Annotated in this window: 13 protein-coding genes; 6 read left to right on the top strand and 7 right to left on the bottom strand. The window is 74.0% G+C overall.

What is annotated here, in order from left to right:
* Nucleotides 1-118: 118 nt before the first annotated feature.
* Both JOD57_RS07075 and JOD57_RS07080 read right to left on the bottom strand, forming a co-directional pair.
* Nucleotides 119-907 (bottom strand): enoyl-CoA hydratase/isomerase family protein, encoded by a 789-nt coding sequence (locus JOD57_RS07075; RefSeq protein WP_204691231.1) that lies wholly within the window; start codon nt 905-907, stop codon nt 119-121.
* A gap of 72 nt (nt 908-979) precedes the next feature.
* Nucleotides 980-1801: an ABC transporter ATP-binding protein gene (locus JOD57_RS07080; protein ID WP_307824533.1), complete on the bottom strand. Its 822-nt coding sequence runs from the start codon at nt 1799-1801 to the stop codon at nt 980-982.
* 65 nt (nt 1802-1866) lie between these two features.
* On the opposite strand from JOD57_RS07080, the gene glgX reads away from it, so the two are divergent.
* Nucleotides 1867-4017 (top strand): glycogen debranching protein GlgX, encoded by a 2151-nt coding sequence (gene glgX, locus JOD57_RS07085; RefSeq protein WP_204691232.1) that lies wholly within the window; start codon nt 1867-1869, stop codon nt 4015-4017.
* A gap of 134 nt (nt 4018-4151) precedes the next feature.
* Here glgX and JOD57_RS07090 read toward each other — a convergent pair whose 3' ends face one another.
* Nucleotides 4152-5147, bottom strand: a complete 996-nt coding sequence (locus tag JOD57_RS07090) for an FHA domain-containing protein (protein WP_204691233.1) — start codon at nt 5145-5147, stop codon at nt 4152-4154.
* 174 nt (nt 5148-5321) lie between these two features.
* A complete protein-coding gene (gene glgP / locus JOD57_RS07095; protein WP_204691234.1) occupies nt 5322-7871 on the bottom strand; it encodes an alpha-glucan family phosphorylase in 2550 nt (849 codons plus the stop codon).
* Between the two features lie 142 nt (nt 7872-8013).
* Here glgP and JOD57_RS07100 point away from each other — a divergent pair, with 142 nt between their 5' ends.
* From JOD57_RS07100 to JOD57_RS07120, 5 genes are all read left to right on the top strand, one after another.
* The gene (locus tag JOD57_RS07100) at nt 8014-10041 is read left to right on the top strand and encodes an alpha-1,4-glucan--maltose-1-phosphate maltosyltransferase (RefSeq protein WP_204691235.1); all 2028 of its coding nucleotides are present in this window, start codon (nt 8014-8016) and stop codon (nt 10039-10041) included.
* A 119-nt stretch (nt 10042-10160) separates the two neighbouring features.
* A complete protein-coding gene (gene treS / locus JOD57_RS07105) occupies nt 10161-11999 on the top strand; it encodes a maltose alpha-D-glucosyltransferase (protein WP_307824534.1) in 1839 nt (612 codons plus the stop codon).
* A complete protein-coding gene (locus tag JOD57_RS07110; protein WP_204691237.1) occupies nt 11996-13369 on the top strand; it encodes a maltokinase N-terminal cap-like domain-containing protein in 1374 nt (457 codons plus the stop codon). The genes treS and JOD57_RS07110 overlap by 4 nt, the downstream gene beginning before the upstream one ends.
* A gap of 82 nt (nt 13370-13451) precedes the next feature.
* Nucleotides 13452-16334, top strand: a complete 2883-nt coding sequence (gene glgB / locus JOD57_RS07115; protein ID WP_204691238.1) for a 1,4-alpha-glucan branching protein GlgB — start codon at nt 13452-13454, stop codon at nt 16332-16334.
* Nucleotides 16335-16441: 107 nt separating this feature from the next.
* Nucleotides 16442-17827 (top strand): neutral zinc metallopeptidase, encoded by a 1386-nt coding sequence (locus tag JOD57_RS07120; RefSeq protein WP_239568235.1) that lies wholly within the window; start codon nt 16442-16444, stop codon nt 17825-17827.
* A gap of 228 nt (nt 17828-18055) precedes the next feature.
* Here JOD57_RS07120 and JOD57_RS07125 read toward each other — a convergent pair whose 3' ends face one another.
* From JOD57_RS07125 to JOD57_RS07135, 3 genes are all read right to left on the bottom strand, one after another.
* Nucleotides 18056-19024, bottom strand: a complete 969-nt coding sequence (locus JOD57_RS07125) for a tetratricopeptide repeat protein (protein WP_204691239.1) — start codon at nt 19022-19024, stop codon at nt 18056-18058.
* Nucleotides 19025-19069: 45 nt separating this feature from the next.
* A complete protein-coding gene (locus tag JOD57_RS07130) occupies nt 19070-19594 on the bottom strand; it encodes a MarR family winged helix-turn-helix transcriptional regulator (protein ID WP_204691240.1) in 525 nt (174 codons plus the stop codon).
* A 400-nt stretch (nt 19595-19994) separates the two neighbouring features.
* Nucleotides 19995-21461: a phytoene desaturase family protein gene (locus tag JOD57_RS07135; protein ID WP_204691241.1), complete on the bottom strand. Its 1467-nt coding sequence runs from the start codon at nt 21459-21461 to the stop codon at nt 19995-19997.
* Between the last annotated feature and the right edge of the window lie 25 nt (nt 21462-21486).

Consider the following 21486-nt stretch of genomic DNA (forward strand, 5'->3'; position numbering starts at 1 on the left):
AGCGGCGGGCCGCCGGCGGTGGGGTCCCGCGGATCGTGACAGAACGGAACCGCCCGCGGCAGGCCGTGCGGGGAGACCTTGGCGAACTCGTGATGACCGGCGACCGGCGCCGGTGGGCTCAGCGGCCGGTGAAGGTGGCCTTGCCGGGGCCCTGCTCGAGGAACGAGCGCATCCCCTCGGCCTGGTCCTCGGTGTCGAACAGCTCGGCGAACAGCCGGCTCTCCAGCCGCAGGCCCTCCCCCAGCGGGAGGTCGAGCCCGTCGTCGATGGCCCTCTTCGCCGCCGCCAGGGCCAGCGGGGGGCCGGCGGCGAACTTGCGGGCCATGGCCACGGCAGTGCCGTGCACCTCGTCGTCGGGGACGACGGCGTCGGCCAGGCCGATCTCCAGCGCCTCCTCGGCGCCGACGTGCCGGCCGGTGAAGACGAGGTCCTTGGCCTTGGCCGGGCCGACCAGGCGGGCGAGCCGCTGGGTGCCGCCGGCGCCGGGGATCACGCCGAGCAGGATCTCCGGCTGGCCGACCTTCGCGCCGGCGCCCATGACCCGGAAGTCCGCGCACAGCGCGAGCTCGTAGCCGCCGCCGAGGGCGTAGCCGGTGATCGCGGCGATGACCGGCTTCGGGATGTGCGCCACGGCGGTGAAGCTGTCGGTCAGCTCCCGGCCCCACGCGACCATCGACCGGCCGTCGAGCTGGGACATGGCCTTGATGTCGGCGCCCGCGGCGAACACCCGCTCGCCGCCGTAGAGGACGACGGCGCGCACGTCGGCCCGCTCGCCGGCCTCCAGCGCGGCCGCGCGGACCTCCTGGTGCAGCTGCTCGTCGATCGCGTTCATCTTCGGGCGGTCGAGGCGGATGGTGCCCACCCCGGCCTCCACCGACAGGGTCACGAACTCCGGGGCTGCTGCCATGGGGGGCACCATAGCCACGGCCCCTCCCGGGTCCCGCCCCGAGCCTGCGAGGGGCCGGGAGGAGGTGGTCCCCTAACCGCGGCGGCGGGCGGTGTAGCGGCCGTCGGTGCGCTCGAGCGCCAGCGGCAGGCCGAAGGTCTCCGACAGCGCCTCGGCGGTCAGCACGCCGTCGACCGGTCCCACGGCGACCACCTCGCCGCCGCGCAGCAGCAGCGCGTGGGTGTAGCCCGACGGGATCTCCTCGACGTGGTGGGTGACCAGCACCTGGGCCGGCGCGTGGGCGTGGCGGGCGAGGTCGGACAGCCGGCCGAGGAGGTCCTCGCGCCCGCCGAGGTCCAGGCCGGCGCCGGGCTCGTCGAGCAGCAGCAGCTCGGGGTCGGGCATGAGCGCGCGGGCGATCTGGGCCCGCTTGCGCTCGCCCTCGCTCAGCGTGCCGAAGGGTCGGTGCGCGATGCCGGCGACGCCCCACTGCTGCATGAGGACGGCGGCGCGGGACAGGTCGTGGATGTCGTAGCGCTCCCGCCAGCGGCCGACGACGGCGTACCCCGCGGAGACGACGACGTCGCCGGTCCGCTCCCCCGGCTCGATCCGCTGGGCCAGCGCCGCGCTGGTCAGGCCGATCCGCGGGCGCAGCTCGAACACGTCGACGGCGCCGAGCGTCTCGCCCAGCAGCCGGACCTCGCCGCGGGTCGGGTGCACGTGCGCGCCGGCCAGCTGCAGCAGCGTCGTCTTGCCGGCGCCGTTGGGGCCGAGGACGACCCACCGCTGGTCGGGCAGGACGGTCCAGTCCACCTCCCGCAGGAGGTGCGTCTGGCCGCGGACGACGTCCACGCCGTGCATCTCGACGACCGAGTCAGGTCCGGCGGGGTGGTCGGGGACCGCGCTGCTCGACACGACCCCATCCAACCCGTCTCCGCCGCCTCCCGCCGACGCGGGTGAGGAGTTGGCAGGATCGCCGGGTGAGGACTCCCGAGGACGTCGAGGTCTGGCCCGGCTCGAGCGCCCCGCTGGGCGCGCACTGGGACGGCACCGGCACGAACTTCGCGCTGTGGTCGGCCGGCGCCACCGCCGTCGACCTGTGCCTGTTCGACCCCGACGGCACCGAGCACCGGCACCGGCTGCGGGAGACCACCCACCAGGTCTGGCACGGCCGGCTGCCCGGGGTCGGCCCCGGCCAGCGCTACGGCTACCGGGTGCACGGCCCCTACGAGCCCGGCGCCGGCGCCCGCTGGAACCCGGCGAAGCTGCTGCTGGACCCCTACACCCGCGCCGTCGACGGCGAGCTGACCCTGGACCCGTCGCTGTTCGGCTTCCCGTTCGAGGGCGGGGACGCCGGCGCGCCCGACCCGCGGGACTCCGCGCCGTACGTGCCGCGCGGCGTCGTCGTCCACGACTCCTTCCCGTGGGACGGCGACCGGCGGCCGGGCACCGCGTGGTCGGACACCGTCATCTACGAGGTGCACGTCAAGGGCGCGACCATGCGCCACCCCGACGTCCCGCCGGCGCTGCGCGGCACCTACGCGGGCCTGGCGCACCCGGCGTTCGTCGAGCACCTGCAGTCGCTGGGGGTCACCGCCGTCGAGCTGCTGCCGGTGCACCACTTCGTCAGCGAGCCGCACCTGCTGCGCCGCGGGCTGACCAACTACTGGGGCTACAACACCCTCGGCTACTTCGCCCCGCACGCCGCCTACAGCTCCGCCGGGTCGGGCGGCGCGCAGGTGACCGAGTTCAAGGCGATGGTCAAGGCGCTGCACGCCGCGGGCATCGAGGTGGTCCTCGACGTGGTCTACAACCACACGGCCGAGGGCGACCACAGCGGCCCGACGCTGTCGCTCAAGGGCATCGACAACGGCGGCTACTACCGGCTCGCCGGCGGCAACCCGGCCCGCTACACCGACTACACCGGCTGTGGGAACACCCTCGACGTCCGCCGTCCGGCGGTGCTGGCACTGCTCATGGACTCGCTGCGCTACTGGGTGACCGAGATGCACGTCGACGGCTTCCGCTTCGACCTCGCCAGCGCGCTGGCCCGCTCCTTCCACGACGTGGACCGGCTCTCGGCCTTCTTCGACGTCGTCCACCAGGACCCGGTGGTCAGCCGGGTCAAGCTCATCGCCGAGCCGTGGGACGTCGGCGAGGGCGGCTACCAGGTGGGCAACTTCCCGCCGCTGTGGACGGAGTGGAACGGCAAGTACCGCGACACCGTCCGCGACGTGTGGTCCGGCGCGCACGTCGGCGTCCGCGACCTCGCCTACCGGCTGACCGGCTCCTCGGACCTCTACCGCTCCGACGGCCGGCGCCCGTTCGCCAGCGTCAACTTCGTCACCGCCCACGACGGCTTCACCCTCGCCGACCTGGTCACCTACGAGCGCAAGCGCAACGAGGCCAACGGCGAGGACAACCGGGACGGCGAGAGCCACAACCGCAACTGGAACTGCGGCGTCGAGGGCCCCACCGACGACCTCGACGTGCAGGCGCTGCGCGCGCGGCAGGTGCGCAACCTCCTCGCCACGCTGCTGCTGTCGACCGGCGTGCCGATGCTCACCGCCGGCGACGAGCTCGGCCGCACCCAGGGCGGCAACAACAACGCCTACTGCCAGGACACCGAGGTCTCCTGGATCGACTGGGCCCGCGCCGACGGGGACCTGCTGGCCTTCGTCCGCCGGCTGGTGGACCTGCGCCGCCGCTCCCCGGTGCTGCGCCAGGAGGCCTTCTTCGAGGGCCACGAGATCCCCGGCACCGCGCTGCCCGGCACGCACGGCACCCGCGACCTGGCCTGGTTCGCCCCCGACGGCGGGCAGCTGACCACCGCCGACTGGTTCGACACCGGCCTGCAGACGATCGGCATGTACCTCGACGGCCGTGGCATCCGGCACCGCGACGCGCGCGGCCGGCCGGTGGTCGACGACTCCTACCTCGTGCAGCTGCACGCCGGGCCGGAGCCGGCGACCGTGGACCTGCCCGGGCCGCCGTGGTCCGACGGCTACGAGTTCGTGGTCAGCACGGAGTACCCGACCGGGGCGCCGCCGCGGCCGGCCGTCGTCGCGCCGGGGTCCATCACGGTGCCGCCGCGGACGGTCTGGCTGCTCCGCGTCCTCCGCCGCACCTGACGCGGGGCGCGCGACGATCAGGTGACCTGATCCCGGCGCGTCCTCCCCGGCCGCCCACGGTCAGGGAGGACGCGCTCCGGTGCGGGAGGACGACCTCTCGGCCGGTGGGCGGACGGCGCGCCCGGTCCTGGCGCCTAGTCCTGCGGGACCTCGTAGGTGATGACCGTCCAGCCCAGGAGCAGGCGGTCACCGTCGGAGAGCGGGTGGGCGACGCCGGGCTCGAGCTGGGTCCACTCGGTGGCCTCCGGGCCGGCGACGTGCGTGCCGTTGAGCGAGCCGAGGTCGGTGAGGCTGACCTCGCCGCCGCTGCGCTGGATGGCCGCGTGCGCGGAGGAGAGCACGTTCTGGGTGTCGGCGATGGGCACCGGGCGAGCGGTGCCGCTGGTGACCAGTTCGTGGCTGTCGGGACGGCGGCCGAGGACGAGGTCCTCGTCGACGGTCACGACCAGGCCGTCGTCGAAGCGCAGCACCGGCGCCGAGGCGGCGTCGGGCTTCCAGAACGCCGTCTCCTCGCCGCCGTCGTCGGTGCGCGCCGCCACGCCGGACGCCGACGAGCCACCGGTCGAGCCGTAGGACGCGGCGCCGGCGAACCCGGCGTCGGAGCCGGCGGTGAACGGCGACGACGCGGCGGTGGCCGGGGGGACGGCGGCGGAGACGTGCGCGGACGCCGCGAGCTGCAGCATCGCTCCGGAGCCGGGGACGGTGCCCTCGGTGAGGTCGTAGGCGACACCCGGCGGCATCTGCGGCGCGGCCTGGCCGGGGCCGACGTAGAGCGTGGCGCCGAGCGGGAAGCCCGCGGCGATGCTGCACCCGCCGTCGACCGGCTGGCCCGACACCGGGACGCCGTCGACGGCCGGCTGGCCCTTGCCCGACCACAGCGCGACGCCGGTGCCCGAGCCCCCCGCCGAGTCGACGAGGACGAGCGCGAAGGACGCCGAGCCACCCCCGAGCGAGGCGGTCTGGGTGGCGACGGCCGCCAGGACGCGGTCGGCGCCGGGACCCGCGATGCCGAGGCAGGCGTGCAGCGCGGCGACGAGGGCGGGCGAACCGGGAGCGTCCACCCAGAGCAGACCCCCGCCGCGTCGGGCGACGACGGCGTCTCCGGGCAGGACTTCACAGCGGTCGGGCATGCGCGCCAGCCTAGTGACCGCACGCGGGAGTGGGAGGTCGAGCGCCACCGCCACGCCGGTCGCGGCGCCCCCTGGGGACGCTGCGACCGGCGTGACGGATGAGCCACCCGGTCGGGGCGACCCCGTCCCGGGCCCGCCCCGAGCCCGCGAGCAGTGGGGCGGGACGGTGCCTGCTCAGGCGCTGCGGACGAGCCCCAGCTCGGCGGGGTCGGCCAGGTGCTCGGAGTGCGGCAGCACCCGCACCGTGTACCCGAAGGCGCCGGTGCGCTCGAGCGGCACCGTGGCGGTGAACCAGTGCCGGGAACCCTCGGTGTGCTCGTGCTCCATGGGCACCGTGGTCACCTCGTGCAGACCGTCGGCGTCGTCGACCCGCCCGTAGGCCGCCTGCACCTCGATGTCGCCGGGGGTCAGGTGCGGCAGCTCGACCTCCGCGCGCAGCGCCAGCGTCGAGCCGATCTCCGGGGTGTCGCCGCCGCTGGTGGCCTCGACGTGCGCGACCCGCACGCCGCTCCAGTTCTCCTGCAGCCGCGCCCGCCACTGCGCCTCGTCGCGCGCCGGGGCGTAACCGCCGTCGGCCATGGTCCGCGCCGAGCCGACCGCCGGCACGTACAGGCGCTCGACGTAGTCGCGCACCATCCGGGTGGCCAGCACCTTCGGGCCGGTCTCGCGCAGGGTGTGCCGCACCATCTCGACCCAGCGGCTGGGGACGCCGTCGCGGTCGGTCTCGTAGAACCGCGGCACCACCTGGGTGCTCAGCAGGTCGTAGATGGCCCGGGCCTCGACGTCGTCGCGGCGGTCGTGGTCGGTGACGCCGTCGGCGGTGGGGATCGACCAGCCGTTCTGCCCGTCGAACCACTCGTCCCACCAGCCGTCGCGGATGGAGAGGTTGAGCCCGCCGTTGAGCGCCGCCTTCATCCCGGAGGTGCCGCAGGCCTCCAGCGGCCGCAGCGGGTTGTTCAGCCAGACGTCGCAGCCCCAGTACAGGTAGCGGGCCATGCCGATGTCGTAGCCGGGCAGGAACGCGATCCGGTGCCGGATGGCCGGGTCGTCGGCGAACTTGACCATCTGCTGGATGAGCTGCTTGCCGCCGTCGTCGGCCGGGTGGCTCTTGCCGGCGATGACCAGCTGCACCGGCCGGTCGGGGTCGAGCAGCAGCGCCCGGAGGCGCTCGGGGTCGCGCAGCATGAGGGTGAGCCGCTTGTAGGACGGCACGCGGCGGGCGAAGCCGATGGTGAGGACGTCGGGGTCGAAGGCGGAGTCGGTCCAGCCGACCTCGGCCTCGGCCGCGCCCCGGGACAGCGCGGTCTCCCGCAGCCGCCGGCGCACCTCGTCGACGAGCCGCCCGCGCAGCATCCGGCGGGTGGTCCACAGCTCGCCGGAGGGGATGCGGTCGACGCCGTCGAAGGACGCCGGCCCCTGGCCCTCGAACGGGTCGCCCTCGCTGGAGGTCTGCGTGCCGAGCTCGATCAGCTCGCGGGCGGTCCACGTCGGCGCGTGGACGCCGTTGGTGATCGAGCCGATCGGGACGTCGCCCTGGTCGAAGCCCGGCCACAGGTCGCTGAACATCGACCGGCTGACGTGCCCGTGCAGCTGGCTGACCCCGTTGGCGCGCTGGCCCAGCCGCAGGCCCATGTGCGCCATGTTGAACTTCGACGGGTCGTCCTCGGAGCCGAGCGGGATCAGGTGCTCGAGCGGGACGCCGAAGCCGGCGAAGTAGCGCTCGATCAGCGCCCGGGGGAAGCGGTCGATGCCCGCGGGCACCGGCGTGTGGGTGGTGAACACCGTGCCGGCGCGGACGGCCTGCAGCGCCTCGGCGAAGGACAGGCCGTGGGACTCGGTGAGCTCGCGGATCCGCTCGACGCCCTGGAAGCCGGCGTGGCCCTCGTTGGCGTGGAAGACCTCCGGCTGCGGGGTGCCGGTGAGCTGGCAGTAGGCCCGCAGCGCCCGGACGCCGCCGATGCCGAGCAGCATCTCCTGGCGCAGCCGGTGGTCCTCGTCGCCGCCGTAGAGCCGGTCGGTGACGCCCCGCTCGGCCGGCGCGTTCTCCTCGATGTCGCTGTCGAGCAGCAGCAGCGAGACCCGGCCCACCTGGGCCCGGTACACGTGGGCGTGCAGGGTGCGCCCCTCGGGCAGCGGCACGCTGACGACGACGGCCGAGCCGTCGGGCTGGCGCAGCAGCTTGACCGGCAGGCCGTGCGGGTCCAGCGACGGGTAGCGCTCCAGCTGCCAGCCGTCGGCGGACAGGCCCTGCTCGAAGTAGCCGGCGCGGTAGAGCAGGCCGACGCCGATCAGCGGCACACCGAGGTCGGAGGCGGCCTTGAGGTGGTCGCCGGCGAGGATGCCCAGGCCGCCGGAGTACTGCGGCAGCACCTCGGTGATGCCGAACTCGGCGGAGAAGTAGGCGATGCTGCGCGGCGCGTCCGGCCCCAGCGACTGGTACCAGTGCGCGGAGGACAGGTAGTCCTCGAGGTCGTCGACGGCGTCCTGGAGGTGGCGCAGGAACCGGCGGTCGCGCGACAGGGTGGCCAGCCGCTCGGCCGACACCTCACCGAGGACCTTGACCGGGTCGTTGCCGCAGGCCTGCCAGAGCTCGGGGTCCAGCGCCTCGAACAGGTCGCGGGTCTCCGCGTGCCACGACCAGCGGAGGTTCATCACCAACTGGGAGAGGGGTGTCAGGGCCTCGGGGAGGGCCGCCCGGACGGTGAACCTACGCAGTGCTCGCACGCCGAGAGACTAGTCAGGCCCGGCGGCCCGGACCCAGCGGCGTGCCCCTTTCCGGGGGGCCGGTTACGGCCCTGCGCGGTCCCCTCCGACCGGCCGCCGGGCCGAGGTGTGGCGGGCCTGGGACCTGGATAGCGTGGCCGGGATGACTCGCCGCACTGACCTCCGCCTCGGCATCACCGATGTCGCCCCCGTCGTGTCCTGCGGGTCGTTCTCCGCCCGCGCCGTGGTCGGCGAGCACCTGCCGGTCACCGCCACCGTGTTCCGCGAGGGCCACGACGCCGTCGCGGCCGACGTCGTCTGGACCGCTCCCGACGGCACGCGTGGACCGTTCACCCGCATGCGCCGCTACGGCGACCAGCCCGACCGGTGGATCACCACCGTCGTCCCGGACCGGGAGGGCCGCTGGACCTTCCGGGTCGAGGCCTGGAGCGACCCGCTGGCCACCTGGCACCACGCGGTCGAGGTGAAGATCGAGGCCGGGCAGGGCGCCGGCGAGCTGGCCAACGACCTCGAGGAGGGCGCCCGGCTGCTCGAGCGGGTCGCCGCCGACGCCGACGCCGAGTGGTCCGGCCGGCTCACCGAGGCCGCCGCCGCGCTGCGCGACGACTCGCGCGACCTGCACGACCGGGTGGCCCCGGCGCTGACCGCCTCGCTGCAGCGCCACCTCGACGAGCACCCGGTCCGCGAGCTGGTCACGCCCTCGCCCGAGTACGAGGTGTGGGTCGACCGCCCGCGCGCCCTGTACGGCTCCTGGTACGAGTTCTTCCCCCGCTCGGAGGGCCCGGTGGTCGGCGGCACCGCGACGCACGGCACCTTCGCGACGGCGGCCGACCGGCTGCCCGCCGTCGCCGACATGGGCTTCGACGTCGTCTACCTGCCGCCGGTCCACCCGATCGGGAAGGTCAACCGCAAGGGGCCCAACACCGCCGTCTACCCCGGCGGCAACCCGCACGAGATCGGCCCGGACGACGTCGGCTCGCCCTGGGCGATCGGCAGCGACGAGGGCGGCCACGACGCCGTGCACCCGCAGCTGGGCACCATGGAGGACTTCCGCGCCTTCGTCGACCGCACCCGCGAGCTCGGCATGGAGGTGGCGCTGGACCTCGCACTGCAGGCCGCGCCCGACCACCCGTGGGTGAAGAGCCACCCGGAGTGGTTCACCACCAAGCCCGACGGCACGATCGCCTACGCGGAGAACCCGCCGAAGAAGTACCAGGACATCTACCCGGTCAACTTCGACAACGACCCCGAGGGCCTCTGCGCCGAGGTGCTGCGGGTCGTGCGCGTGTGGATGGACGCCGGGGTGCGCGTCTTCCGCGTCGACAACCCGCACACCAAGCCGCTGGACTTCTGGTACTGGCTGATCTGGCAGGTCAAGGAGACCGACCCGGACGTGCTCTTCCTCGCCGAGGCCTTCACCCGGCCGGCGATGATGCACCAGCTGGCGCGGCTGGGGTTCACGCAGTCCTACACGTACTTCACCTGGCGGACGGCGCGCGGCGAGATCGAGGACTACGGCCGCGAGCTGGCCGCCAACGCGCACTACATGCGCCCCAACTTCTTCGTGAACACCCCGGACATCCTCCACGAGAGCCTGCAGTACGGCGGCCCGCCGATGTTCAAGATCCGGGCCGTGCTCGCGTCGATGCTGAGCCCCACCTGGGGCGTCTACTCCGGCTTCGAGCTCTACGAGCACGTGGCCGTGCGCCCGGGCAGCGAGGAGTACCTCGACAGCGAGAAGTACCAGCTGCGCCCGCGCGACTGGGCCGGCGCGGAGGCCTCCGGGCGGACGCTGGCGCCCTACCTGCGGCGGCTCAACGAGATCCGGCGGCAGCACCCGGCGCTGCAGCAGCTGCGGACGCTGACCTTCCACCCGGTCGACAACCCGAACCTGCTCTGCTTCTCCAAGACCGACCCGGGCTCGCAGGACGCCGTCCTCGTCGTCGTCACCCTGGACAGCCACGACCGGCAGATCGGGACGACGTCGCTGGACCTGCCGGTGCTCGGCCTGGACTGGCACGAGCGCTTCGGCGTCACCGACGAGCTCACCGGCGCCCAGTACGGGTGGGGGCAGTTCAACTACGTCGAGCTCGACCCCTACCGGGAGCCGGCGCACGTCTTCTCCCTCGCCCTGCCGCGACAGGTGACCTGGCCGCCCACGGCCCGCTGACGAAGGACCCCCGTGCCCCCCACCACCCGCAGGCTCGCGGCGGGACCCTGCAGGGGGGCCACCCTGCCCCCCACCAGCCACTCACCGACCCGAGGGCCCCAGCACCGATGACGCTCCCCGTGCCCGACTCCCCCGACGCGGCGTCCGCGCTGCCCGCGCAGGGCTCCGACCCGACCTGGTACAAGCGCGCCGTCTTCTACGAGGTGCTCGTCCGCGGGTTCGCCGACAGCAACGCCGACGGCATCGGCGACCTCCGCGGCATGATCGACAAGCTGGACTACCTGCAGTGGCTGGGTGTCGACTGCCTCTGGCTGCCGCCGTTCTTCGCCTCGCCGCTGCGCGACGGCGGCTACGACGTCAGCGACTACACCGCCGTGCTGCCGGAGTTCGGCGACATCGAGGACTTCAAGGACCTGATCGGCGAGGCGCACTCGCGGGGCATGCGGCTGATCATCGACTTCGTCATGAACCACACCTCCGACCAGCACCCGTGGTTCCAGGCCAGCCGCAGCGACCCCGAGGGCCCCTACGGCGACTTCTACGTGTGGGCCGACGACGACACCGGCTACGCCGACGCGCGGATCATCTTCGTCGACACCGAGAGCTCGAACTGGACCTTCGACCCGGTGCGCAGGCAGTACTTCTGGCACCGCTTCTTCTCCCACCAGCCGGACCTGAACTTCGAGAACCCGGCGGTCCAGGAGGCGATCATCGACGCCCTCCGGTTCTGGCTGGACCTGGGCATCGACGGCTTCCGCCTCGACGCGGTCCCCTACCTGTTCGAGGAGGAGGGGACCAACGGCGAGAACCTGCCGAAGACCCACGAGTTCCTCAAGCACGTCCGCAAGGTGGTCGACGCCGACTACCCCGACCGGGTGCTGCTGTGCGAGGCCAACCAGTGGCCGGCCGACGTCGTCGAGTACTTCGGCGAGGACGGCGACGAGTGCCAGATGGCCTTCCACTTCCCGGTGATGCCGCGCCTGTTCATGGCCGCCCGCCGCGAGCAGCGGTTCCCGATCTCGGAGATCATGGCCCAGACGCCGCCGATCCCCGACAACTGCCAGTGGGGCATCTTCCTGCGCAACCACGACGAGCTGACCCTGGAGATGGTCACCGACGAGGAGCGCGACTACATGTGGGCGGAGTACGCCAAGGACCCCCGCATGAAGGCCAACATCGGCATCCGCCGCCGGCTGGCGCCGCTGCTGGACAACGACCTCAACACCCTCGAGCTGTTCAACGCGCTGCTGCTGAGCCTGCCCGGCTCGCCGGTCCTCTACTACGGCGACGAGATCGGCATGGGCGACAACATCTGGCTCGGCGACCGCGACGGCGTCCGCACGCCGATGCAGTGGACGCCCGACCGCAACGGCGGCTTCTCCACCGCCGACCCGCAGCGGATGTACCTGCCGCTCAACCAGGACCCGGTCTACGGCTACCAGACGACCAACGTCGAGGCCCAGCTGCGCAACAGCAACTCGATGCTGCAGTGGATCCGCCGGATGATCGCCGTCCGCAAGGAGCACCCGACCTTCGGCCGGGGCACCTACGAGGAGATCGGCTCGCGCAACCCCACGGTGCTGTCGTTCGTGCGGGCCTTCGGCGACGACGTGGTGCTGTGCGTGAACAACCTCTCGCGGTTCCCGCAGCCGGTCGAGCTCGACCTGCGCCGCTTCGAGGGCTACACGCCGATCGAGCTCACCGGCCGGGTGGAGTTCCCGCAGATCGGGGTGCTGCCCTACATGCTCACCCTCGCCGGCCACGGCTTCTACTGGTTCGAGCTGGCCAGGCCGCCGGAGGAGGCGCCCGAACCGGTCGCGGAGCCGGTCGAGGAGACCAGTCCCGTCGCCGACTCGCTGCTGGCCGCGGGCGTGTTCACCGCCGCCGAGGAGATCCCCGGGGGCAGCGACACGCGCACCGGCGACGACGTCCCGCCCAGCACCGGAGGACCCCGATGAGCACCGCCCTGGCCGAGCTGCTGCGCGACTGGATGCCGCACCAACGCTGGTTCGGCGGCAAGGGCCGGGAGTGGGCCGACGTCGCCGAGGAGGGCTTCCTGCTCTCCAAGACCGAGCCGGTGCTGTCGGTGCACCGCGTCCGGGTCACCTACACCGACGGCGCGACCGAGACCTACCTGGTCCCGCTGTCGTGGCGGGCGCACCCGGAGGAGGAGCTCAGCTCGGCCTTCATCGGCGCCGTCCCGGGTGCCGACCGGGAGAACTACGCCTACGACGCGATGCGCGACCGCGACGCCACGATCCCCTGGACGACCCACCTCGTGGCCGCCTCGACCGTCGGGCCGATGCACTTCCACCCGGCCGGCGTCGCCCCGATCCCCGAGGGCGTGCCCGGCGACGTCGTGTCCACCGAGCAGAGCAACACCTCGCTGGTCTACGGCCAGGACGCGATCCTCAAGCTGTTCCGCCGGCTCGAGCCCGGGCTCAACCCCGACGTCGAGATCCACGCCGCGCTGCGCCGCACGGACAACAAGCACATCGCGCCGCTGCTCGGGCACATCGAGATCGACGACCCCGACCAGGGCGTGCAGCCGGCGACGGCTGCGATGCTGCAGACCTTCGTGCCCAACGCCAGCGACGGGTGGCGGCTGGCCACCGCCAGCGTCCGCGACCTGTACGCCGAGGGCGACCTGCACGCCGACGAGGTCGGCGGTGACTTCGCGGCGGACAGCGAGCGGCTCGGCGCGGCGACCGCCGCCGTGCACGCCGACCTCGCGCAGGTGCTGCCCACCGAGCCGGCCGACCGCGACTGGTTCGCGGCCACGGCGCAGGCCATGGCCGCCCGCCTGGAGCAGGCGCTGTCGGTCGTCCCGCAACTGGAGGAGCACCTCGGCGGCCTGCGCGCGGTCTACGCCGCGGTGGCCGGCAGCCCCGAGACGGTCGTGCGCCAGCGGGTGCACGGCGACTTCCACCTGGGCCAGGTGCTGCGGACGGCGACCGGCTGGGTGGTGCTCGACTTCGAGGGCGAGCCGGCGCGGCCGCTGGCCGAGCGGCGCCAGCTCGACAGCCCGATGCGCGACGTCGCGGGCATGCTGCGCAGCTTCGACTACGCCGCCCGGCACATGCTCGTCGAGCAGCCCGAGGACGCCCAGCGCGCCTACCGGGCGCAGGAGTGGGCAGTGCGCAACCGCGGCGCCTTCTGTACGGGGTACTCCGCGGCCAGCGGCATGGACCCGTGCGGCGACTCCCCCCTGCTGCGGGCCTTCGAGGCGGACAAGGCGGTCTACGAGTGCGTCTACGAGGCGCGCAACCGGCCGAACTGGCTCATGATCCCGCTGCAGTCGCTGTCCCGGCTCACCGCCGAGGCGTGACCGCCGGGTCCGGCAGCACGGCACGACGGCACGGCACCGCAGCACGCACGCAGACGACGAGGCAGAGGACGGCAACGAGACGATGACGACGAGCGACTCGACACCCCCGCCCGGGACGACCACCGCCCACGAGACCGCGGACGCGCCGGCCACCAAGGAAGAGCTGCAGCGGGTGGTCCAGGAGCGGGCCGCCCAGGCGGAGGCGGCCGAGAGCGAGCCGGTCGTGAACCCCACCCCGGCGAAGAAGCGGGCCCCGGCGAAGAAGGCCGCCGCCAAGAAGGCCCCGGCCAGGACGGCGGCGGCGACGAAGGCCCCGGCGAGGAAGGCCCCGGCGGAGAAGGCCCCGGTCGAGGAGGGCGCCGCGGCCGGCGGGGGCGCCCCGGTCAAGGCCACCCGCAAGCGCGTCCCGGCGAAGCGGACCGTCGCCGACACGGCGGCCGAGCCCACCGCCGACGTCGTCGCCGACCAGGGCGGCACGGCGGCCCCGGTCGTCGCCCCGGCCCCGATCGCCGAGCCCGGCTCGCCCTCCGGTGCGCCCGCCGGTCAGCCCACGGCACCCGACCCCGACCCGGCCGAGCCCATGACGCCGCAGGCGCCCGAGCCCGGCAGCACGCCCGAGGCCGCGCCCGAGCCCGAGCCGACGTCAGCACCTGGGACGACATCGGCACCGGGGTCGACGTCGGCGCCCGCACCCGAGGGCGTCCCGGAGGGCACGCCCGGGGAGCAGGCCGGCGGGCCCGTCACGAGTGAGGCCGCCCCCGACGACGTCCGCGAGGAGGACCTGCGCGCGATCGTCGACGGGTGGTCGCGCGACCCGCACCGCGTGCTCGGCGCCCACCCGGCCGCCGACGGCTGGGTGGTGCGCTCGCTGCGCCCCAACGCGGTCGCGGTGGCCGTCGTCGACCAGGACGACGCGCGCTACGAGGCCCGGCAGATCCACGACGGCGGGGTCTTCGAGGCCGCCCTCCCGCGCCAGCCCGGCGACTACCGCATCGAGGTCACCTACGGCAACGCCGAGGGCGGGCAGGACACCTTCAGCGTCGACGACCCCTACCGGTGGCTGCCGACGCTGGGCGAGCTCGACCAGTACCTGATCGGCGAGGGCCGGCACGAGCAGCTGTGGCAGGTGCTCGGCGCGCACGTGCGCCGCTACGACACCCCGCGGGGCACCGTCGAGGGGGTGTCCTTCGCCGTCTGGGCGCCCAACGCCCAGGGCGTCAAGGTCACCGGGGACTTCGACTACTGGGAGGCCCGCGCCTACCCGATGCGCCAGCTCGGCTCCATCGGGGTGTGGGAGCTGTTCGTCCCCGGCGTGCAGACCGGCGTCCGGTACCGCTACCACGTGCTCGGTGCCGACGGCGTGTGGCGGCAGAAGGCCGACCCGATGGCCTTCGCCACCGAGGTGCCCCCGCTCAACGCCTCGGTCGTCGTCGAGTCCACCCACGAGTGGAACGACGAGGCGTGGCTGGCCGACCGGGCGGGCGGGAACTGGCACGAGCGGCCGATGAGCGTCTACGAGGTCCACCTCGCCTCGTGGCGGCAGGGGCTGTCCTACCGGGAGCTGGCCGAGGAGCTGGTCGACTACGCCGTCTCCGCGGGCTTCACCCACCTGGAGTTCCTGCCGGTCGCCGAGCACCCCTTCGGCGGGTCGTGGGGCTACCAGGTCACCAGCTACTTCGCGCCGACGTCGCGCTTCGGCAGCCCCGACGACTTCCGGTACCTCGTCGACCGGGCGCACCAGGCCGGCCTCGGGATCATCGTCGACTGGGTGCCGGCGCACTTCCCCAAGGACGAGTGGGCGCTGGCCCGCTTCGACGGCACCGCGCTCTACGAGCACGCCGACCCCCGCCGCGGCGAGCAGCCGGACTGGGGCACCTACGTGTTCAACTTCGGCCGCACCGAGGTGCGCAACTTCCTCGTCGCCAACGCGCTGTTCTGGTGCCAGGAGTTCCACATCGACGGGCTGCGGGTCGACGCCGTCGCCTCGATGCTCTACCTCGACTACTCGCGCAAGGCCGGCGAGTGGGTGCCCAACGTGCACGGCGGCCGGGAGAACCTCGAGGCGGTGTCGTTCCTCCAGGAGGTCAACGCGACCGTCTACCGCGAGGTGCCGGGCGTGGTGACCATCGCCGAGGAGTCGACCGCCTGGCCGGGCGTCACGCGGCCCACCCACCTGGGCGGCCTGGGCTTCGGCTTCAAGTGGAACATGGGCTGGATGCACGACTCGCTGGCCTACGTGCAGCGCCAGCCGGTGCACCGCAGCTACCACCACAACCAGCTGACGTTCTCGATGATGTACGCCTACTCCGAGAACTACGTGCTGCCGATCAGCCACGACGAGGTCGTGTACGGCAAGGGCTCGCTGCTGCGGAAGATGCCCGGCGACCGGTGGCAGCAGCTGGCCAACGTGCGCGGCTACCTCGCCTACATGTGGGCCCACCCCGGCAAGCAGCTGCTGTTCATGGGCTCGGAGTTCGCGCAGGACTCCGAGTGGGCCGAGAGCCGCTCGCTGGACTGGTGGCACCTCGACGACCCGGCGCACCGGGGCGTGCTGGGCCTGGTCACCGACCTCAACGCGCGCTACCGGGAGCTCGAGGCGCTGTGGTCCCTCGACGTCGACCCGGCCGGCTTCCAGTGGATCGACGCGAACGACTCCTCGGGCAACGTCATCACGTTCCTGCGGTTCGGCCGGTCCTCCGGCGGCGACGGCGCGGGCCAGACGTCGGGGCAGGCGCTGGCCGTCGTCTGCAACTTCTCCGGCTCCCCGCACCACGGCTACAGGGTCGGCCTCCCCCGCGGTGGCCGGTGGCGCGAGGTGCTCAACACCGACGCCGAGGGCTACGGCGGGTCCGGCGTCGGCAACTACGGCGGCGTCGAGGCCGTCGAGGAGCCCTGGCACGGCCAGCCGTACTCCGCGACCCTGTCCGCGCCTCCCCTGGGCACCGTCTGGCTGCTGCACGAGTAGGAGGACCCCCGTGCAGGGCCGTGGCACCGGCCGGCGTCCGCACCGGGACGGACGCCGGCCGGGTACCTCGGCGTTCGGGACCGCGGTCCCCGGGTAGGAGGCCCCCGATGGACCTGACCGCGCGTTCCCGGGGCCTGCTGGCGCTGATGACCCTGGGTGTCCTGCTGACCTCGGCGTGCTCCTACGTCGTCATCGGCCGGCCGAGCTCCCAGCTCGCGCCGCAGGAGTCGGTCGGGGACGGGACCGTCCCGATCGTGGGCGCCAGCGAGGGCCCGATCGACACGCTGGCCCGCAACGCCCTGGCCGACCTGGAGACCTTCTGGGCGGAGCGCTTCCCCGACGTCTACGGGGGTCCCTTCGAGCCGCTGAGCGGCGGGTACTACAGCGTCGACCCCGACGACGTCGACCCGTCCCTGTACCCCGACGGCATCGGCTGCGGCACCGACCCGCGCGACCTGGAGAACAACGCCTTCTACTGCTCGTCGCAGGAGGCGCCCAACTCCGACTCGATCAGCTACGACCGCGCGTTCCTCGCCCAGCTCGCCTCCGAGTACGGCGAGGTGCTGCCGCAGCTGGTGATGGCGCACGAGTTCGGCCACGCGGTGCAGGCGCGGGTCGGCTACCCGCCGACCTCGATAGCCACCGAGACGCAGGCCGACTGCCTGGCCGGTGCCTGGACGGCGTGGGTCGCCGACGGCAACGCCCGGTACTCCGAGATCGACACCGCCGACCTCGACCAGCTGCTGCGCGGCTACTTCCTGCTGCGCGACCCGGTGGGCACCGGCAGCGGCGAGCAGCAGGCCCACGGGTCCTACTTCGACCGCGTCTCCGCGTTCCAGGAGGGGTTCGACGACGGCGCCGAGGCCTGCCGCGACCGGTTCGGACCCGACCGCCTCTTCACGCAGGACGAGTTCACCCGCGACTCCGACCTGGCCACCGGCGGCAACGCGCCGCCCGACGAGACACAGGGCATCATCGAGTCGTCGCTGCCGGAGTTCTGGACCCGCGCCTTCCAGGAGGTCCTGGGCGGGACGTTCACCCCGCCGTCGCTGGAGACGTTCTCGGGGAACCCGCCGGACTGCGCGACGGCCGACGTCGACCTCGTCTACTGCTCCGACGACGGCGGGCTGGTCGCCTACGAGGTCACCGAGTTCGCGCCCGCCGCCTACCAGCTGGGTGACTTCGCCCTGGTGACCGCGGTGTCCATCCCCTACGCGCTCGCCGCCCGCGACCAGCTGGGCCTGTCCACCGACGACACCGACGCCCTGCAGTCGGCGGTGTGCCTGACGGGCTGGTACGCCGCGCAGGTCTACAGGCAGCAGCTGAGGGTGACCATCTCCCCCGGCGACCTCGACGAGAGCGTGCAGTTCCTGCTCGAGTACGGCAACGACCCCGAGGTGCTGGCCGACGTCGAGCTCACCGGCTTCCAGCTGGTCGACGTCTTCCGCGCCGGGTTCCTGCAGGGCGCCGGGCCCTGCGACGTCGGCGCCTGATCGAGGGGCGCCAGAGGTCCCTCCTCACAGCGGCGTGCGCGTTGGTTGCCACGTGCTGACCCGGGCTCGCACGCCGGCGGGCGCTGGTGCCGGTCGGCTGACCACGGTGGGAGGCGTGACCTGCAGCACTGTGCGCCCACGGCTCATCTCGGTCTCCCGGACGAGCCCTCAGCGCACACCACCGCCGGCGCCGGAGGCCACGGCCGCCAACCGATCGGCACACCGCTGTCAGTAGAGGGCGACCATGAGCTGGCGGCGGGCGGCGGCCACGCGCGGGTCGGCGTCGCCGACGACGCCGAACAGCTCGACCAGGTGCTGGCGGGCCTGCTCCCGGTCCTCGCCCGACGTGCGACGGACGACGTCGACCAGGCGGGCGAAGGCGCCCTCGACGTCGCCGGTGCCGAGCAGGAAGTCGGCGGCGCGGGTCTGGGCGGCCACGTCGTCGGGGGCGGCGTCGGCGCGGGCCAGCGCGTCGGGGCCGGCGGCGTCGGCGCGGCGGAAGAGCTGCACCTGGCGCAGTGCCAGGCCGGCGACCGGGTGGTCGGGCTCGGTCTCGAGGATGGCGGCGTAGGCGGCCTCGGCGGCCGCCAGGTCCCCGTTCTCCAGCGCGGCCTCGGCGGCGTCCAGGCGCGGGTCGTCGAGCTGGTCGTCCGCGCCCTCGTCGGCACCGGGCACCCCGCCGCCGGTGGTGGCGCGCACCAGCTCGGTGACGAACTGGCGGGCCTGGTCCTCGGGGATGGCGCCGGTGAACTCGGCGACCAGCTGCCCCTGCCAGACGGCCTTGACCGCCGGGATGCCCTGGACCCGCAGGCCCTGCGCGAGCGCCGGGTTGGCGTCGACGTCGACCTTGGCGAGCACCCAGGAGCCCGCGCCCTCGGCGGCCAGCCGCTCGAGCACCGGGGACAGCTGCTTGCACGGCCCGCACCACTCGGCCCACAGGTCGAGGACCACGGGCACCTGGAAGGAGCGGTCGAGGACCTCGGCCTGGAAGGTGGCCTCGGTGACGTCCACGACCGCCGAGCCGGCCGCGCCCGCGGGGGCCGCGGGGCTCGGCGGCGGGGCGGCCTGGGCCCGAGCGGCGGCCTCGGAGCGCGCCTTGACGGCGGCGAGGTCGACCGCACCGGCCAGGGAGGCGGCCAGCTGTGCCTGCTGGGCCTGCGCGCGGGGGTCGGGGCGTCCGGGACGGGTGGGCTGCATGTCCCCCATGATCCCACCGGGAGGACCGGCCGTGCCGCCGGCCGGTCAGCTCCGGTCGGCGGTGCTCGGCGCGACGTCCCCGGCTCCGAGCCGGACCCGCCGCAACACCTCGAAGAGGGTGTCGAGCTCGGCCTCCGGGACGTCGCCGAGACCGAAGTCGAGCGCGGTGAGCTCCCGGGTGGCCACGTCGACCACCGCGCGGCCGCGCTCGGTGATGCCGGCGAGCACGCCGCGGCCGTCGGCGGGGTTGGGGCGGCGGTCGACGAACCCGGCCGCGACGAGCCGGTCGATGGCGTTGGTGACGCTGGTCGGGTGCACCATCAGCCGGCTGCCGATGACCTTGAGCGGGAGCTGACCGGTGCGGCTGAAGGTGAGCAGCACCAGGACCTCGTAGCGGGCGAAGGTGAGCCCGTGCGGCCGCAGCACCTCGTCGAAGCGGGCCAGCAGGATCTGCTGCACCCGGAACACCGACGTCGCCGCGCGCATCGCCGCGGCCGGGCCGAAGCGCTGCTCCCAGGTCTCCCCCGCACGCTCGATCGGGTCGAACGGCAGCCCCAGCGCCCGGACCATGCCGCCGACGCTACCTGCCCACCGCCGCCACTCCTGCCGAGACGCGGCTCGACGTCGGCTCCGCGGGTCGGCGGAGCGCCGCCGTCCTCGGGGGCGTCGGCCTCGCGGACTCGGCCGACGAGGCCACCTGCACCGTCCCGCCCGCCTGCCGCTCCGGTGCGGTCCCCGGCGTGGTCCTCACCCGACGGGCGCTCGCTCCCACCGACGGCACCGTGCGGGACGGCATGACGGTCACCACACCCCTGCGCCCCGGTCGCCCGGTTCGTCGTGCGCGACGGCGGCCGGTTCGTGGCACGAGTCGACCCGGCCTGGCCCGGGCACCGGCCGGCGCTCGAGTACGACGGCGCGTGCGCCCGGGACCGCGCTCACGCGCATCCCGGCAGGCCTCGGGCGGCAGGCCTCAGGCGGCGGGGCGCAGGGGCGGGACCTCGCGGACGCCGAACACCTCGCGCAGCGCCACCCGGGCGGCGTTGTCCCCGCAGGCGCCGTGCACCGCGGGACCGGGAGGGGTCGCCGCCGAGGCGAGGTACACGCCGTCGACCGGTGTCCTGTAGGTGTTCCACCGCGGCACCGGCCGGAAGAGCATCTGCCGCAGCGAGGCCTCGCCGTTGGAGATGTCCCCTCCGACGTGGTTCGGGTTCCACGCCTCCATCGCCGGCGCGTCCTTCACCGCCCGCGCGACGATCGTGTCCCGGAAGCCGGGCGCGAACCGCTCGACCTGCGCCTCGATCGCGTCGGTCATGTCCATCGTCGAACCGTGCGCCACGTGCACGTAGGCCCAGAACACGTGCCCGCCCTCGGGGGCCCGGGTGGGGTCGACGACGGTCGGCTGGACGGCGAGCACGTAGGGCCGGTCGGTGGTCCGCCCGGCCGCGGGCGCCGCCTCGCCGTCCATGGTCTCGGCCAGGGTCCCGGCCACGTGGATGGTGCCGGCCTTCCGGACCTCCGGGTTGGTCCACGGCACCGGCTCGGTGAGCACCCAGTCGACCTTGAAGACGCCGGGCCCGTGGTGGTACCGCGACACCCAGCGCCGGTAGCCCTCGTGGACCCGGTCGCCGGCCATCGCCACGAAGCCCCGCGGCGTGGTGTCGAGCAGCACCGCCGGGACGCCGTCGAACTCGCGCAGGTCGGTGACCCGGTGCCCGGTGACCACCTCGCCGCCCTGCTGCTCGATCGCGGTCACCATCGCGTCGGCCAGCCGCTGCGACCCGCCCTCCACCAGCGGCCACCCGCGGTGGTGCGCCAGCATGCCGAGCACCATCCCGAGGCCGGCGGTCAGCGGGCGGGCGAGGTCGAGCATCCCGTGCGCGGCGGCGCCGGCGATCAGCGCCTGCGCCTCCTCGGTGTCGAACCAGCGCCGCGCCAGCCAGCGGACGTTCGGCAGCGCGTTCAGCGCGAAGTGCGTGACCGCCCCGACGCTGCGGGTGGGCGGCCGCCGCAGCCGGCTCATGAGGAAGAAGTCGATGACGTCCTGCGCGTCGTCGACCAGCGGCCCGAACAGCCGGCGGTAGGCCGCGCCGTCGGGACCGAGACCCTCGGCGGTCTCCTCCAGCGAGTGGCGCGACACCGCCGCGCGGCCGCCGTCGAGCGGGTGGGCGTAGGCGACCTCGGGGTGCACCAGCCGCACCCCCCGGCTGGGCAGGTCGAACTCGCGGAAGAACGGGGCCGCCGCGGCCATCGGGTGCACGATCGAGCACGTGTCGTGCCGGTAGCCGGGGAGCGTCAGCTCCTCGGTCCGCATCCCCCCGCCGGGCCGCTCGGCCGACTCGACCACCTGCACGCGCAGCCCGGCGGCGGCCAGCCGGAGGGCTCCGGCCAGGCCGTTGGGCCCGGCTCCGACGACGACGGCGTCCGGCTTGCCGTTCACAGACGTAGCCCGTTCACCCGGCCAG

The sequence above is a fragment of the Geodermatophilus bullaregiensis genome (genome assembly GCF_016907675.1).
Taxonomy (GTDB): domain Bacteria; phylum Actinomycetota; class Actinomycetes; order Mycobacteriales; family Geodermatophilaceae; genus Geodermatophilus; species Geodermatophilus bullaregiensis.

Bases quoted from the DNA above. Each gene is read 5' to 3' on its own strand.
- JOD57_RS07075 (WP_204691231.1), bottom strand. From the start codon at position 907: ATGGCAGCAGCCCCGGAGTTCGTGACCCTGTCGGTGGAGGCCGGGGTG.
- glgB (WP_204691238.1), top strand. From the start codon at position 13,452: ATGACGACGAGCGACTCGACACCCCCGCCCGGGACGACCACCGCCCAC.
- JOD57_RS07125 (WP_204691239.1), bottom strand. From the start codon at position 19,024: ATGCAGCCCACCCGTCCCGGACGCCCCGACCCCCGCGCGCAGGCCCAG.
- JOD57_RS07090 (WP_204691233.1), bottom strand. From the start codon at position 5,147: ATGCCCGACCGCTGTGAAGTCCTGCCCGGAGACGCCGTCGTCGCCCGA.
- JOD57_RS07120 (WP_239568235.1), top strand. From the start codon at position 16,442: ATGGACCTGACCGCGCGTTCCCGGGGCCTGCTGGCGCTGATGACCCTG.
- JOD57_RS07130 (WP_204691240.1), bottom strand. From the start codon at position 19,594: ATGGTCCGGGCGCTGGGGCTGCCGTTCGACCCGATCGAGCGTGCGGGG.
- JOD57_RS07100 (WP_204691235.1), top strand. From the start codon at position 8,014: ATGACTCGCCGCACTGACCTCCGCCTCGGCATCACCGATGTCGCCCCC.
- JOD57_RS07110 (WP_204691237.1), top strand. From the start codon at position 11,996: ATGAGCACCGCCCTGGCCGAGCTGCTGCGCGACTGGATGCCGCACCAA.